This window comes from Bdellovibrio sp. SKB1291214 (assembly GCF_002209355.2).
Taxonomy (GTDB): Bacteria; Bdellovibrionota; Bdellovibrionia; order Bdellovibrionales; family Bdellovibrionaceae; genus Bdellovibrio.
This window is the reverse complement of record NZ_CP106855.1, coordinates 34,009-49,151: the sequence shown is the minus strand read 5'-3', so window position 1 is coordinate 49,151 and position 15,143 is coordinate 34,009. Positions and strand designations below refer to the sequence as shown.

Genomic DNA, 15,143 nt, shown 5'->3' with positions numbered 1-15,143 from the left:
TGCGGGGTATTTGGTTCTTTTCTTACAATCGTCTTGGGAGCAACCATTGGCTGATAACGAAAACACGACCAAAGTAGAGTCCGCAAATCCTGAGGGCACTCCAGAAGAGGAAAGTTCGGAAGATCTTTTATCACTGGAATCTTTAGATTCTATTTTGGAAAAAGAAGATCCAGAGTTTGCGAAATCTCTGAGTAGTATCGGTCCCGACGATCCGTCGAATCCCATTGCGATTGAAGAATCCGATCTTGAGTACCGACTAGAGCACGAGATTAAGTACTGGCAACGCCAAGAAGGTTGGCGCCAAAAATTGGTGAAGGTTTTACCATTCATTCCGCGCGTGACTTACTATGCTCGTCTGCAACACATGGCTTTGCGTCTGACTTGGAGAAAATCCAAAGAGCAAACCGTCCACTTTTTAAAAAATCTGGGTCCATCACTCAAGCATTGGCTTTCTGATCAGATCGGAAATTTCAAAACGTGGCTGGGAGAATTAGGGACGACGTTTAAAGGGTTTTCAATCCTTCAAAAGCTGGGTGTTTTGGTCTTGGTTGCAGCAACTGGTGTGGGTGGGGTGGTCCTTTATAAAATCGCCACGAATAAGTTGATCCCGCATAAAGAAGAATTATTTCTGCCAACATTAGAAGATTGGGCTGATAAAAAGGAATTTTTCGAAGCGGACCAAGTTGAACCGTTTTACGATTCCACCCGTGTGTCTCAGAATATTTTTAGTACTTCGAAAATTTTTGCGAATATCCGTAGATCTTCACAGTCAGGTTCTAATCCAATGGCCGCTCTTGAGTTTTTCGTAGAGGGGACAGATGCAGATGTGGTCGTTGAAATCAAAGACCGCGAACCTGAAGTGAAGGATTTATTTTTAAGAGTTGTCGAAGACATGAACTACGATCAACTGTCTTCGGTTGAAGGTAAGCAAATGCTGTGTGAACGTCTTCGTAAGGAAATTAACAAGATCCTGACGAAAGGCAAAGTTCGCAGGATCTTTTATAAAACCGCAGTCATTAAACCTTAAAGTTTTCCACCTGAATATTGTAGTACTTCAAGCGATCGTGCAGAGTTGATTTTGGCATTCCCAAATCCGCGGCCGTACGACGTTGGTTTCCGCGATTAGCAGTTAAGCGTTTAATGATCATTTGTTTTTCAATTTCTTTGATCACCGGAATATCATTCGGAGTATCGACCTCGGCAGGAGACAGCATCGTTTTATCCAAAAGCTTTTCAATGTGTTTTTCTTCGATGTGTTCTCGGGGGTAAAGGGCTGCAGCACGAGTGACCAAGTTCTTAAGTTCACGAATATTCCCTGGCCACGGGTGTTTTTTCAGACGAGCAATGGCACCGAATGAAAAGCGCACACGCATTTTTTTAGCAAAAGTATACAGCAGGTCTTCAAAGTCCTCCATGCGATTGTGAAGCGCCGGAGGAGTTACGCTAACCACATTCAAACGGAAATATAGGTCTGCGCGGAAACTTCCTTCGCGAATTTTCTCTGGCAAGCTTTGATGAGTGGCCGCGATGATGCGCACGTCTGTCTTGATGTTGCGATCAGCTCCCACCGGACGGATTTCGCCATTTTCCAAGGCGCGCAGAAGTTTTGCTTGCAAGGCATAGGAAAGATCACCGATTTCGTCTAGGAATAAGGTTCCGTTACGAGCCGCTTCGAAAGCTCCTTTGCGATCTGAAATAGCGCCCGTAAAACTTCCTTTCACGTGACCGAATAGTTCACTTTCGATCAGCGTTTCGGACAAAGCGCTGCAGTTGACGCTCATAAAAGTTGCGTTCTTTCTTAATGATTCATTGTGAATGGCTTGGGCGATGACGTCTTTACCAGTACCTGATGGGCCCAAAATAAGGACGGGGAAGTCAGTGGTCGCTACGTGACGTAGACTTTGAAGTTCTTCATTCCAAACTTCGTTGCGGCTTTTCAGGGGAAATTGAGAAACGGGTTGTTCGCCTGTTTTGTAGGTAAATACTAATTCTTGATTGCCGGCGCGGATTAGATCGCCTTCCTGTAGAATGGCTTCCATGATACGAGCGTTATTAACGAATGTGCCATGGGGGCTTCGCAAGTCACGGATATAATAGGTTTGCTCGCGACGTTCGATTCGGAAATGTCTTTCAGCGAGTTCTTCACCGCTGAGTTGAATCTGACATTGGGCGTCTTTGCCGATGGTCAGAAAGTCACTGACTTGATAGGTTTTCGGGTTTTCACTTACTAGTTTCAATATTGCTTGGTTCATATTTTGTCTCCTTCGCGAGGAGTGCCCAAGCAAAGGGGTTGCCACAGCTCAATTCGAATATACCTCATCCAGGACCCCAGTTTAGGTCTTTGATGTATTGAGCCTAAGATAGGTTTCCAAGAATTGAGAATTGAGAATCGCTGTAAAAATTGGTAGCCTACGTTATGCCAAAACAGATCAGATTCATTAAAAGTGCAGTTCTTGAAAAAGACTATCCCGTCCATAAAAAAGCCGAAGTGGCTATCGCGGGTAGATCTAATGCGGGCAAGAGTTCCTTCATCAATGGTTTAGCTACAAATAAGATCGCTAAAGTCAGTTCGACTCCGGGTAAAACTCGTTTGTTGAATTTTTTTGATATGGATTCTTTCGTCCTTGTGGATATGCCGGGTTATGGATTTGCGGCACGCTCGGGTGATGAGATCCGTGATTGGCACAAGATGATCGAAGTTTATTTAAATTCTCGTGAAAGTCTTGTTGGTTTAATTTTGGTTATGGATATCCGCAGATCGTGGAGTGAAGATGAAGATCTTCTTCGCCGTTTCTCTGAAACTCAGGGATTCCCGTTGGCGGTGGTTTTAACTAAAGCCGATAAAATGTCCCGTTCACAAATGCTGCAAGCCGTGAACAAGCTAAAAAAAGAAACGGGTCTAAGTGCTGTCTTTGCAACTTCTGCTTTAAAGAAAACAGGGCAAGAGGAAGTTGAAGACTATATTTACGCGAATTGGATCAAAGCATGAAGATTGTTGGGGTCATTCCAGCCAGATTTGCATCCACGCGTTTTCCTGGAAAACCTTTGGCCCTTCTTCAAGGCCGCCCGATGATTCAATGGACGATTGAAGGCGCCAAGAAGTCTAAACTTCTGACAGACCTTATAGTTGCTACAGATGACAGCCTAATTAAAGAAGCTGCTGAAGCGGCGGGTGCTAAAGTTGTTATGACTGATAGCAGCCTTCCTTCGGGCAGTGATCGTATTCACGCCGCAATCAAAAATATTGAATGCGATGTCGTGGTCAATATTCAAGGTGATGAACCTTTGGTAACGGGGAATTTGATCGATCGCCTGGCACAAGTGTTTGTGGATGAACCGAAAATGGATATGGCAACACTTGCTCATCCTATTTCAGAAGAAGAGCTGCAAAATCCTAATTCTGTGAAAGTCGTGATGAACATGAAGGATGAGGCTTTGTATTTTAGCCGCTTCCCGATGCCGTATTCGCGTGTGAAGGCAAGTGAGCTTGGGGATTACTCGGGCTGCCTAAAGCACATCGGCATGTATGCCTACTCGACAAAATTTTTGCAGGAATTCTGTGAGGCTCCTCAAGCTTTGATTGAAAAAGCTGAAAGCTTGGAGCAACTGCGTGCTTTGTATCTGGGGGCAAAGATCAAAGTCGTGCGGGTAAAAGAAGCAAGCATCGGGGTGGATACTCCCGAAGATCTTGAAAAGTTAGAGAAAGTTTTAAGTCAGAGGAAATAATGGCAAAAGTAAAAAAATCAGCGTCTGTGAAAGCGACTAAGAAGACTGTCGCGACCACTAAAGTTTCTACATCTAAGTCGACCAAGAAATCCTTGAAGCAAAAATTTATTTTTGTAACGGGTGGAGTGGTTTCTTCCATCGGTAAAGGGTTAACTGCAGCAAGCCTCGGGGCGTTGCTGGAGGCTCGTGGCCATAAGGTTACGATCATGAAGTTTGACCCATATTTGAACGTGGATCCAGGAACGATGTCACCGTTTCAGCACGGTGAAGTTTACGTCACTGAGGACGGTGCAGAAACAGATCTAGATTTGGGCCACTATGAGCGTTTTACATCCGCAGTGATGAGTCGTTCGAATTCTGTCTCTACCGGTCAGATTTACGATACAGTTATTGCTCGCGAGCGTCGCGGTGACTATCTGGGCGGTACCGTTCAAGTCATTCCGCACATCACGGAGGAAATCAAAGCGCGCACTTATGAAGCAGCTCAAGGCAGTGAAGTCATCTTGGTTGAAATCGGTGGCACCGTCGGGGATATCGAATCTCAACCGTTTCTAGAAGCTATCCGTCAGATGCGTATTGATGTTGGAATGGAAAACTCTGTTCTTGTGCACGTAACTTACGTCCCTTACATTGCTGCCGCTGGCGAATTGAAGTCAAAACCCACTCAGCACTCGGTTAAAGAATTGCGAATGATTGGTTTGCAGCCGGACTTCCTGGTTTGTCGCAGCGAAAAGCATATCGATGATAATCTTAAAGGTAAGATCGCGTTGTTCTGTTCTGTGCAACCAAATCATGTGGTTGCAGCTCAAGACAGTAAAACTATCTATGAAGTTCCATTGGCTTTGAACAAGGAACATTTGGATGAATTGATTGTTGAGCGCTTGGGGTTGAAATCTCAACGATTAAATCTTAAAGGCTGGCAAAACCTAGTGAATGTATTAGCTCGCCCAGATCACACTGTGAAAATCGGAGTGGTGGGCAAGTATGTCGAGCTGAAAGAAGCCTACAAGTCTTTGAACGAAGCGTTGGTTCACGGGGGTGTTGCCAATAAAGCCCGAGTTGAAATCAGCTATGTTGATTCTGAAAAAGTAACAGACAAAACGGTATCACAATTACTTAGTAAAGTAGATGGCATCCTGGTTCCGGGAGGGTTCGGTACTCGTGGCGTGGATGGGAAGTTAGCTGCTATCAAATACGCACGAGAAAAACAAATTCCATTCTTTGGTATCTGTTTTGGTATGCAGTTGGCTGCGATTGAATTTGCTCGCAATGTTTGTGGTATCAAAGATGCCACCAGCCGCGAATTCCATGCAGAAAGCAAACGCAATGGTAATTTCGTGATTGATTCGATGGTTGAGCAACGTGGCCTAGTGAACAAAGGCGGGACAATGCGTTTAGGCGCATATCCTTGTGCGATCGCTTCTAATACGAAGGCTTACCAAGTTTATAAATCTAACAGCATTACAGAACGTCATCGTCATCGTTTCGAGTTCAACAACAAGTTTAAAGGGTTGTTCGAAAAAAGCGGTATGGTGGCATCTGGTATTTGTAAAGAGCGCGACTTGGTTGAAATTATCGAGTTGCCTGATCATCCTTGGTTTGTGGCCGTTCAATACCACCCTGAATTCAAATCTAAACCTCTTGAGCCACATCCGTTGTTTGTTCAATTTGTTAAAGCTAGTTTGAAGAATAAGTAGGATCAGTTATGTCTAAAGTTGTTGAGCAGGCATTGAAAGTTTTGGATGTTGAGGCACAAGCTGTCTTGGCATTGAAACCCCGTATTGGTGCTGAATTTGAACAAGTCGTTAAAATGATCAGCGGCTGCAAAGGAAAGCTTGTAGTAACTGGTATGGGGAAGTCGGGACAGATTGCTCGTAAACTTGCCAGTACTTTTTCGTCGACAGGGACACCTGCCGTCTTTTTGCATCCTGCTGAAGGCAACCACGGCGATTTAGGGCTCGTTACAAATGACGATATAATTATGGCTTTATCCTATGGCGGGGAGTCTCCCGAGTTTTCCGGTATTTTAAGTTTTGTTGCTCGTAAGGGGATTCCGATGATTGCTCTTACGGGTAAGCCGTCTTCTTCACTAGCTAAGGCAGCTAAAGTCACTTTGGATATCGCCGTGTCAGAGGAAGCATGTCCTTTGGGACTTGCTCCCACTGCTAGCAGCACAGCGACTTTAGCTATGGGTGATGCTGTGGCCATGTGTGTGATGGCTCAAAAAGGATTTAGTTCTGCAGACTTTGCAGAATTCCATCCAGGTGGAAGTCTAGGCTATCGTCTTTTGACTCGTGTGAAAGACGTCATGCATATCGGAGATGCTTTACCGACAGTGGGTTTAAATGCTCCTTTGAAGGAAGTGTTCTCGATCATGACTCATAAAGATGTTCGTGGCGCTGCTGGCATCGTCGATGAAAAAGGTGACTTGGTCGGAGTTATTACTGACGGTCAAATTCGTCGCCGTTTGGATAAATCAAATGATCCATTCACGGGCCAAGCAAAGGACCTGATGACGACCAATCCACGTACGATTGACAAAAATGAATTGGCTGAAAAAGCCTTGTTCGTCATGGAGCAGTTTCAAATCAATATGTTGTTCGTCCTAGATAAAGAGTCCAGCCAGCCATTGAAACCAGTTGGTATTCTGCATGTTCAAGATCTTTTGAAAGCACGTGTACGCTAATTAAAAGGGGTTTCAACTGAAACCCCGCCTCTCATTTTCCATTAGTTTTCATTTAAGCCCCCACGTGGTGACTTTTCTAGAGGGGTCTACTAAACCCTCTGCTATACTTACTGGAAGAGGCATTTTTGAACTCGAAATATAAAGAATTACCACCCTTCGCAATCTCTCTTTTTCTGCACCTGTTAGTGTTTGCAGGGATGTCGATTATTGCGATGAAGCCCCAAGTTTTGGCACCCTTTGGTGCTTACAAAAAGGGTGGTGCGGTAGTTGTTGAGTTTGAGTCTTTGCCTTCGGTTGCAACAGCAGCGAATAGAATTGCGGCGCCCGTAGTTTCTAATGAGGGCGATATTGCGCTCGAAAAAAAGAAAATCAAACCGACAGAAGTGACTCCACAAAATGCTGAAATTGCAGGAGCTAAAACTTTGGGGCATGCCGATGGAATTCTGACTTCAGGTCCACTGGGTGAAGCCAATGGCAGCCACTCTGCAACCATCAAAGAACGTTATCTTTATGAGCTGCGCATCTTGATTGAAGGTCGCAAAGTTTATCCCGTGACTTCCAAAAGACTTCGCGAAACGGGTCGTGTTTTAGTTGAATTTACGGTTCAACAAGATGGTTCTATAACGGCCGTAGGAATCAAGCAGGCCGCGGCTTTTGAGCGATTGAACGAGGCTGCAAAAACCCTGATTGCTGGTATTGGAAAATACAAACCCTTGCCTCAGGAATTTGCACAAACTTCTGCGCGGCTAGAAATTCCTATCGAATATTCTTTGCAGTAGCACAGCTTCATCACTGTCCAATAACAGTCACTCGCCTTGGGGTCTAGTTTCTAAAAAGGGAACATACTTTACCTGAGTGTTTTCGTTTCCTTTAACAAATTTCAGCTTTCCTTGAGTTCAAACCAGACCTTTCTCTAGTGAGACAAAGGTCCTGTATCAAGGTGCGGCGCTTGCTCCTGTAGTAATAATTTCCCACAATGATTTCGTGGCAATAGAAATATCAAAACTTAAAAATATCAAGATGTTGGTGCTCGATGTCGATGGCGTCATGACCGACACACGCATATGGTTTGAAAACGGCGAGTGGCGCCGTTTTTACTCCATCCGCGATGGCGTGGGCATCAAACGTTTGACAGAAGCGGGTTACAAGATCGCGGTCATCACTGGCACAAAGGCAGAGGATGTGCGAGCTCGCGCAAAGTCCCTTGGTATTCATTATTTCTATGAAGGTGCTCTCGACAAAGAGCCTTCTTTCTTACAGCTGCAAAAAGAATCCGGCATTTCACCAAATGAAATGGCGTACGTGGGCGACGACATTTTCGATATCCCACTTTTGCAAGCAGTGTCCTTCGGGGCCACAGTTCCTGAAGCAGTTGATGAAGTGATTGAGATTGCAGATTACGTGACGAAGCGACCAGGCGGTTGCGGAGCAGTTCGTGAAGTTTGTGATTACATTTATAAATATGGGGCGTTTTCCTCAGGTAGGTAAATCATGCTAAAGAATGGTTTGAAAGCCTTGATCATCATTGGTGCAGCTTTGCTTCTTCATAAGACAGCATTCGCGGCTGAGTTGGTTGAGTTGCCAGTAGAAGAGCTGGCCAAAGAGTCCGTACTCCCGATCTTTGATAAATCGGTGAGTGTTAAAAACCGTCGTGTTGTGACCGCAGGCCGCGTAGATGCGAACTTGTTTTACGGTATGGCTTTGACAGAACCGATTTATGACGTCAGTAAATTTGGTGCTTCGGCTTACTACAACTGGAACGAAGACAATGCGATCGGATTGTTGTTTGCTAAGAACTCTTCGGGTCTTTCAACATATTCCAATCAATTGCATAAAGAGTATGGTCTTGATTACAACCGCGCACCAAAACCAGAGATGACGATTATGGCTGACTATAACGTCAAGGTTTTCTATGGAAAAATGTCTCTGACGAAATCGATGGTTATTAATACGATGCTGTTCGGTTCTGGCGCATTAGGTATGGTTAAGTTTGAAAACAAATCATATGCGGCGTTGGCGTTGGGTATCGGTCAAAAGTTTTACTTTAGCCCACAGTGGGCTTTGCGTTTTGATCTTCGTTTGTACATGAATCAAGCACCTATTCCATTTAAAAAGAATTCGATGAACGACGGCTCCACAGGGAATACGTCGAATCCTATTCCAGCTAAAGATTCATTCGAAGAGCGACTCACTTACACTACAAACCTCGATGTCGGTTTGTCTTACTTGTTTTAAGCGAGGTTGAAAGATGTTGAACAGAAAACTAATCGCATTTTTACTGATCGCTGCGATGCTGACTCCGGGGTTGTCGAACGCCCAGGAGGCTGGTGACGATGTGGATGTCATCGAAGTTGAAATGAATAAGTCTGCTCCTAAAAAGCCGACTATCGAAAATTCCGCTGCAGCAAAGAGCTATAATACTGACGAAGAAAAAAATACGACTGATTTCAAAGGACTTGCGAACCTTGCGCCTTTCCAAGAAATCTCGATTATCCAAAAACGTTTCATGCCTAAGACAGGTCGTTTCGAGTTGTTCGGTGGCGGTACTATCGTAACGAACGATCCGTTCTTTAATACGATGGGTGGCGTTTTAAAAGCCGGTTATTTCCTGACTGAAACGTGGGGTGTGGAGTTGAACTATTTTGGTTTGACGACAACTCAACGTGAATCGACACGTGAACTTGAAACAAATAACGGTGTTTCCACGGAAAGCTTGGCTTATCCGAAATCCTATATGGGTGCCGATTTAATGTGGGTGCCGATCTACGGTAAAATGACTTGGTTCAATAACCGGATCGTTCCATTCGATTTGTATTTTTCTGGTGGTTACGGGATGACGGAAGCTTCAACGGGTCAAAGCTGCGGAACAATTCACGTGGCTGCTGGTCAGATTTTCTCTTTGACGAAATCTGTAGCATTCCGCTGGGACTTCAGCTGGAACTTTTACAATGCGACAGTCACCAACAAAATTAAAGACAATATGGGGAATGTGACGGGCACAACTAAGTCCGATAACAACTTCAATAACTTGTTCTTAACTGTAGGCGTGAGCTGGTTCTTTCCGGAGGCAACATACCGATGAGAAAACAACTTTTACTCTTGATCGCAACAAGTATGATCATGCCGGTCGTGTCTGAAGCGCAGACGGCAAAAAAAGCACCGGCAAAACGTACGGCTCAACCTGCGGCTCGCAGAGCAGTGGCTCCTCCAAATGCGAAACAGCAATTGGCAAAAGCATTGCAAATGGCTCAAAACGGTCAGTATGCAGCGGCCGCGAATAACTTGTTCACGTTGGCAAGAAAACCAGAACTGGCAGCAGAACGTCCTCAAATTAAATACATTTTGGGTACGATGTTGATGCAATTGAAATTGTATCAAACGGCGGCTTTCCAATTCGTGGATGTGATTCGCTCAGGAAATCCTCGTTATTCTAAACCTGCGATCGAAAAACTTTCTATCGTGGCCGATGGTTTGGGCGATGACACGATTCTAAACTACGCGATTTCACGTGTGGATTTGAACTCGATTCCAGCAAGCCAAAAAGACATGGTTTACTATCGCCTCGGAGAAATCCAGCGTCGTAACGGTCAGTTTGCAAAGGCGATCGATATGTTCGGTCGTGTAGGTGCCAACAGCAGCTATTACTTCCAAGCATTGTACAACCGTGGTTTGTCTGAACTTGAAGCCAATGAAGTTCCAGCAGCGATCACGGTTTTCCAAAACATGATCGAGGCACGTGGTGCCGCGCCCGTCACAGACACAAACAAAGTTCAAGCGCAGTTGGCTTTGGCTCGTGCTTTCTATCAAAAGAAAGATTGGGATCAAGCTATCGAAGCTTACTCTCAAGTCCCTCGCGATACTTTGGCTTGGCATGATGCAGTCTTTGAGCAATCTTGGGCTATGTTGCGTGCAGCTCGTTTCCGTTCAGCGATGAGTAATTTCCAAACTCTCCACTCGGCATATTACGAAGACTTCTATATGCCGGAGAGTTTACTTCTTCGTTCCATTGTTTACCTTTACATCTGTAAATACGATGAAATGGAGAAAGTCTTGAATTTGTTCGAGACGACTTACGGTCCTATTCGCGCAAAAATCGGTAATTTCATCAAGAGCACGAACGACAATACGTATTACTATCAAGAGCTAGAGAAAGCGAAGATCATCAAAACGACTGATAAGTCGGCGAATCTTCACCTTCCCTACATTGTTCTTAGAAACATCATGGATCAAGGCGACGTGAAACGTGCGATGAACTATTTGGCTCGTTTGAACCAAGAAAAAGCGCGTGTTGAAGGCAGCCCCACATTCCGTGCATCGGCTTTGGGTCAGTACTCTTTGAAAATCATCGCAAATCGTATGAAAAACACGAAACTTGCGGTGGGCGATATGATGAAAGCCCATTTGTTGAACATGCGAGCTGAGCTTCACGATCTTTATGAACAAGCTGGCTTTATCCGTTACGAAATGATCAACGGCAGAAAAGAAAGCGTTAAAAAGAAAATTGCTGGCAAAGACTTGGGCGAGCAAATTGACGATAACGTAAACCGTAAGTTCTACATCGAAAACGGCTTCCAGTATTATCCGTTCCAAGGCGAATTCTGGTTGGATGAAATCGGTAACTATCACTATCTGGGCAAACAAAGTTGCGAGTAGGAATTATGAAATTTAATAGGCATAAGCTTCTTGTTACGAGTTTAATCACGACACTGGTTTCGGGTTCTTTACAACCAGTGCTTGCTGCCCCTGCAAAAAAAGGCAAGGCAGCGCCAGCGGTTTCATCACGCGCAAAAACTGTGGGTGAGTTATTGGCTCAAGCTGATCGTGATAATGCTAAAGCTAAAAAAGACGCGACGGCACTTCCGACAGCTAATGCTAATATGGGTTTCGGCGCTCAAGCGAATCAAGTGAACTTGTCGGCGGTCAAACCGCCACGTTCTTCTGAGATCATGATGAGCAAAGCGAAAAGTGGCGACCAAAAAGCTCAGTATGAAAAGATTTTGGATCAACAGATCCAAGAACTTTACAAATTGACACAGAGATTTAAAACAAGCCCTAACCGTGGTGAGTTGTGGCTGCGTTTGGCAGAGCTTTACGTCGAAAAATCAGGCTTGGTCGACTCCCGTAAACAGGACGAGTACGATGCAAAGCTTCGTGCTTACAATGAAAAGAAAACGAATCGTAAGCCAGTGTTGGAACTTGAGGAAGCTCGCGACTATAACCGTAAAGCAGTCCAATTGTACGAATGGTTCCAACGTGATTTCCCTAAAGATTCAAAAATGCCACAAGCATTGTTTTTCTTGGGTTATAACTACTTTGAGTTGGGCGACGTCAAAAAAGGTGCTCAATACTATGAAGATCTAACAAAGCGTTATCCAAATTCAAGCTTCGTGGGTGAAGCGCACTTTGCTTTGGGTGAATACTATTTTGAAAATGAAAAATGGGCTGATGCCTACAAAGAATACACTTTCTTGATCAAGCAAAAAAAGCACCGTTTGCACACGTTCGCGATGTACAAAGGCGGTTGGTGCTTGTTCCGCTTGGGCAAAGTTCAACAAGGTCTTGCGTATCTTGAATACATCATCAAAAGCAGCCGTCAGGAAGAAGCTGAACAAGTCGCGGGTAAATCAGTTAACCGCACTCGCCTAGAAGGCGAAGCAATGCGCGACTTGGTTATTTTCTATGCTGAGGGTGGTGATCCTGCGAATGCTGCGAACTACTTTGACGGGTTGATCGGTCAAGGCAGTGATGCTTACTTGGAAAAACTAGCTTATCAATATCAGTCTCGTGGTAATAAAGATGCTTCTCGTGACATCTTTAAGCTTTTGATCGCGCGTAATCCGACCTCTCCTAAGGCATTTGAGTATCAATACCAAGTTGTTCAAAACTTCTTTTATGCTAAGAATACAGCGCGCTTTAAAGATGAACTTTATGGCTGGGTGAAAGATTACGGCAAAGGCAGTGACTGGTACGCAGCGAATAATAAAAATAAAGAGTTGATGGATAGCTCTTATAAGTTGCGTGAAACGACACTGCGTAACTATATCTTGCAGCAACATCAAACGGCTCAAAACTCTCGTGCGCAATTCTCTCAAACGCAAGCAAACGAAGGTTATAAGCTTTATTTAGCTGAATTCTCCGATTCTCCGGTAGCAGGTGATATGCACTTCTACTACGGGGAGTTGTTGTACGATATGCAACGTTACGACGAGGCTTTCGTTCAATACCAATGGGTTGCTGAAAAAGCTCCGAACAGCAAGTTTGCTCCAAAAGCGGCGCAGAACTTGATCTTGGCAGTAGAAAAAACGATCCCAACCGACGCAGAAATGCAAAAACGTGTGGGTAACTCGTTGGATCCGATTCCATTGGATCCAAAAGTGGATCGTTTCATCAAAGCTGGAACATGGTACGTGAGTAAATTCCCGAATTCTGAAAAGACTCCGGAAATCAAATTCCGTATTGGTCGCTTGTACTATCAATCGAATCATTTCGATGAGGCAGTTAAGGTGTTCCGCGATATCGTTAAAACTCATCCGAAATCTAAGTACTCTGAATACTCTGCGAACTTGATCTTGGACGTTTACAACTTGAAGAAAGACTATGCCGGTCTGGAAAAAGTTGGCGCCGAAATGTTAGCCGTACCTTCTATCGCAGCGTCTCCAGTGGGTAAAGACATCCGCGGTATCATGGAAAAAGCATCCTTCAAAAAGGGTCAAGATCTTGAGGGCCAAAAGAAGTTTGCTGAGTCTGCTCAAGCCTATGAGGCTTTTGCGAAACAGAATCCTACTTCGAATCTGGCAACGACAGCCTTGTACAATGCGGGTATCAACTATGAACGTGCCGGTCAAAACGGTATGGCCATTGCTGCATACAAAGGTGTGATCGCTTCTAAAGATCCAGAGGCTGAGAAACTAAGACCTAAAGTGCGTCGTTTCTTGGCGAAACAGTATCAAGATTCCGCACAGTTCGAAGAAGCAGCTAGATTGTACAAACAGTTAGCGCAAGAGAATCCAAAAGATCCACTTTCTGCGAACATGATGTTTAATGCTGCGGTTCTGTACGAAGCATTAGGCCGTGGTGATGAAGCTATCCGTGCCTACACTGAGTTCACGAAAATGAACAAAAAACGCAGTGAGAATGTGGAAGTTCTTTATAACATCGCGACGATTCATCGCAAGGCCGGTCAAAAGGGTGCTGCGATCCATAACTATATGGAATACGTGGAGACAGGTGGTCGTGATCAAGAGAAAGTCGTTGAAAGTGCTTACTGGGTTTATTCTTTGTCGAAGGAAGTAAACGCAATCACTCGTTCGAAAGAATGGGCGGGTAAAACTTTGGCGATTCAAAAACGTTTCGCTCCGAATAGAAAAGGCCCGGGCGCTTCTTATGCAGCTAAGTTGAAGTTCCAAGATGCTCAAGCAACGTTTAAGGAAATGAAATCAATCAATTTCCCAGCAAACCCTGCAAGACAAAAAGCAGCTGCTGACAGAAAACTTGCATTGGTAACGAAGCTTTCAGGTGAATTGGTTGAGGTGATCAAGTACGACAGTGCTGACGAGATCGTAAGTTCTTTGGCGTTGTTAGGTGATGCGAATTTGAATATGGCCCAAGCCATCCAAAATGCGCCACTTCCTCCAGGCTTGAATCCGGAAGAGACAAAACAATATAAGGCGGGCGTTGAACAGTTTGCTGCTCCATTTGTAGGGAAAGCAAAAGACAGTTACAAAGCCTGTGTTGATCGTGCGTGGGAACTTGAAGCCTACAACGAAGCTTACCACGGCGCCTTGGACTACATGAGCAAAGTGGATCCTGTGAACTATTACAACAACGGTGAAACGGGTTCTGAGCTTCGTCTTGTTAATTGGATGGGTCAATAATGAAAAAGTATTTATTGCTTACTGTATTATTTATTGCCGCATGTTCTTCGACTCCGAAGTCGAATCAAAGTTCGGAAGATTCAATTGGCCTGGACGGGGTGACTGACGCTCCGACAGTTCAGGAAGAGTCTCCAAAAGCAAAGCGTGACGAGCCAGCTCCGGAAGTGAAAGCGGCCCCTGTTGCTTCGTCCCAGTATTCGAACTTGAACGCGGCGATTAAGTCTCAGAGTGACGAAGGCATTTACCGTGCGGCGACTGATATTCTTGCTCAGAACGGTAACGATCCTCGCGCGTTGAACGCATTAGCGATGTACCACTACAAAAAAGGGCGTTTTGATTTATCGAAATACCTTTTAAGCAAAGGTATCGCGGCAAACCCGGGTGCTGCTGAGTTGTATTCAAATTTGGGCGTGGTTTATATGTCTCAAAATGAACGACGTGAAGCCATTAAGTCCTTTAAAAAAGCGCTCTCCGTAAATGCGATGGAGCCAGTTGCATCCGCAAACGTTGGCTCGATTTATGTTCAAGAGAAAGACTACAAAAAAGGTCTATTGGCGCTTGAGATGGCTTATAGCAAAGGCGTGCGTGATCCACGTGTGTTAAACAATTATGCAATCGCACTTACCGCTACAGGAAGTTACGAGAAAGCCGCCGACCTATACAAGAAAGTCGTTAAGGAAGACAGCAACAACCGCGAAGCAATGTTGAACTATGCTATTCTTCTGGTCGATAAAATGGAAAAATATAAAGACGGATTAGAAGTTATAAGCAGACTAAAGTTTGTAGGCGGGCCAACAGGGTCGAGTAATAGAATAAATGCTTTGGAGAACAAGGCCAAAGCAGGTTTAAAATAAGTG

At 44.6% G+C, this 15,143-nt stretch carries 13 protein-coding genes; 12 read left to right on the top strand and 1 reads right to left on the bottom strand.

The genetic code is table 11. The features are described 5' to 3' along the window. The first annotated feature begins 46 nt into the window (after positions 1-46). Entirely contained in the window at positions 47-1,027 is a 981-nt protein-coding gene (locus B9G69_RS00250; RefSeq protein WP_088616573.1) for a flagellar basal body-associated FliL family protein, read from the top strand. On the opposite strand, the gene B9G69_RS00245 is transcribed toward B9G69_RS00250, so the two are convergent. After that, a complete protein-coding gene (locus tag B9G69_RS00245; protein ID WP_265437892.1) occupies positions 1,017-2,252 on the bottom strand; it encodes a sigma 54-interacting transcriptional regulator in 1,236 nt (411 codons plus the stop codon). The two genes, B9G69_RS00250 and B9G69_RS00245, sit on opposite strands and share 11 nt — an antisense overlap. Before the next feature lie 164 nt (positions 2,253-2,416). On the opposite strand from B9G69_RS00245, the gene yihA reads away from it, so the two are divergent. From yihA to B9G69_RS00190, 11 genes are all read left to right on the top strand, one after another. Continuing rightward, on the top strand, positions 2,417-2,989 hold the full coding sequence (gene yihA, locus B9G69_RS00240; protein WP_088616575.1) for a ribosome biogenesis GTP-binding protein YihA/YsxC: 573 nt from the start codon (positions 2,417-2,419) through the stop codon (positions 2,987-2,989). After that, positions 2,986-3,726 (top strand): 3-deoxy-manno-octulosonate cytidylyltransferase, encoded by a 741-nt coding sequence (gene kdsB / locus B9G69_RS00235; protein WP_088616576.1) that lies wholly within the window; start codon positions 2,986-2,988, stop codon positions 3,724-3,726. Before yihA ends, kdsB begins: the two co-directional genes overlap by 4 nt. 92 nt (positions 3,727-3,818) lie before the next feature. After that, entirely contained in the window at positions 3,819-5,423 is a 1,605-nt protein-coding gene (locus B9G69_RS00230; RefSeq protein ID WP_416220943.1) for a CTP synthase, read from the top strand. A gap of 8 nt (positions 5,424-5,431) precedes the next feature. Then, positions 5,432-6,412, top strand: coding sequence for a KpsF/GutQ family sugar-phosphate isomerase (locus B9G69_RS00225; RefSeq protein WP_088616577.1), 981 nt, complete (start codon positions 5,432-5,434; stop codon positions 6,410-6,412). A 125-nt stretch (positions 6,413-6,537) separates the two neighbouring features. After that, positions 6,538-7,191 carry a TonB family protein gene (locus tag B9G69_RS00220; protein ID WP_088616578.1) on the top strand — a complete coding sequence of 218 codons (654 nt, stop codon included), beginning with the start codon at positions 6,538-6,540 and terminating at the stop codon, positions 7,189-7,191. A 205-nt stretch (positions 7,192-7,396) separates the two neighbouring features. Further along, entirely contained in the window at positions 7,397-7,900 is a 504-nt protein-coding gene (locus B9G69_RS00215; RefSeq protein WP_088616579.1) for a KdsC family phosphatase, read from the top strand. A gap of 3 nt (positions 7,901-7,903) precedes the next feature. Next, complete coding sequence (locus B9G69_RS00210) at positions 7,904-8,647, top strand: outer membrane beta-barrel domain-containing protein (RefSeq protein ID WP_088616580.1); 744 nt, start codon at positions 7,904-7,906, stop codon at positions 8,645-8,647. Positions 8,648-8,660: 13 nt separating this feature from the next. Continuing rightward, positions 8,661-9,494, top strand: a complete 834-nt coding sequence (locus tag B9G69_RS00205) for an outer membrane beta-barrel domain-containing protein (RefSeq protein ID WP_088616581.1) — start codon at positions 8,661-8,663, stop codon at positions 9,492-9,494. Then, the gene (locus B9G69_RS00200; protein ID WP_088616582.1) at positions 9,491-11,065 is read left to right on the top strand and encodes a tetratricopeptide repeat protein; all 1,575 of its coding nucleotides are present in this window, start codon (positions 9,491-9,493) and stop codon (positions 11,063-11,065) included. Before B9G69_RS00205 ends, B9G69_RS00200 begins: the two co-directional genes overlap by 4 nt. 5 nt (positions 11,066-11,070) lie before the next feature. Beyond that, entirely contained in the window at positions 11,071-14,286 is a 3,216-nt protein-coding gene (locus tag B9G69_RS00195; RefSeq protein WP_088616583.1) for a tetratricopeptide repeat protein, read from the top strand. Continuing rightward, entirely contained in the window at positions 14,286-15,140 is an 855-nt protein-coding gene (locus tag B9G69_RS00190) for a tetratricopeptide repeat protein (RefSeq protein ID WP_088616584.1), read from the top strand. Before B9G69_RS00195 ends, B9G69_RS00190 begins: the two co-directional genes overlap by 1 nt. Positions 15,141-15,143: the final 3 nt, after the last annotated feature.

What these genes read in the sequence shown, in the direction of transcription:
- B9G69_RS00245 (WP_265437892.1), bottom strand. Translation starts at nt 2,252, where the DNA reads ATGAACCAAGCAATATTGAAACTAGTAAGTGAAAACCCGAAAACCTAT.
- yihA (WP_088616575.1), top strand. Translation starts at nt 2,417, where the DNA reads ATGCCAAAACAGATCAGATTCATTAAAAGTGCAGTTCTTGAAAAAGAC.
- kdsB (WP_088616576.1), top strand. Translation starts at nt 2,986, where the DNA reads ATGAAGATTGTTGGGGTCATTCCAGCCAGATTTGCATCCACGCGTTTT.
- B9G69_RS00225 (WP_088616577.1), top strand. Translation starts at nt 5,432, where the DNA reads ATGTCTAAAGTTGTTGAGCAGGCATTGAAAGTTTTGGATGTTGAGGCA.
- B9G69_RS00210 (WP_088616580.1), top strand. Translation starts at nt 7,904, where the DNA reads ATGCTAAAGAATGGTTTGAAAGCCTTGATCATCATTGGTGCAGCTTTG.
- B9G69_RS00205 (WP_088616581.1), top strand. Translation starts at nt 8,661, where the DNA reads ATGTTGAACAGAAAACTAATCGCATTTTTACTGATCGCTGCGATGCTG.
- B9G69_RS00200 (WP_088616582.1), top strand. Translation starts at nt 9,491, where the DNA reads ATGAGAAAACAACTTTTACTCTTGATCGCAACAAGTATGATCATGCCG.
- B9G69_RS00195 (WP_088616583.1), top strand. Translation starts at nt 11,071, where the DNA reads ATGAAATTTAATAGGCATAAGCTTCTTGTTACGAGTTTAATCACGACA.
- B9G69_RS00190 (WP_088616584.1), top strand. Translation starts at nt 14,286, where the DNA reads ATGAAAAAGTATTTATTGCTTACTGTATTATTTATTGCCGCATGTTCT.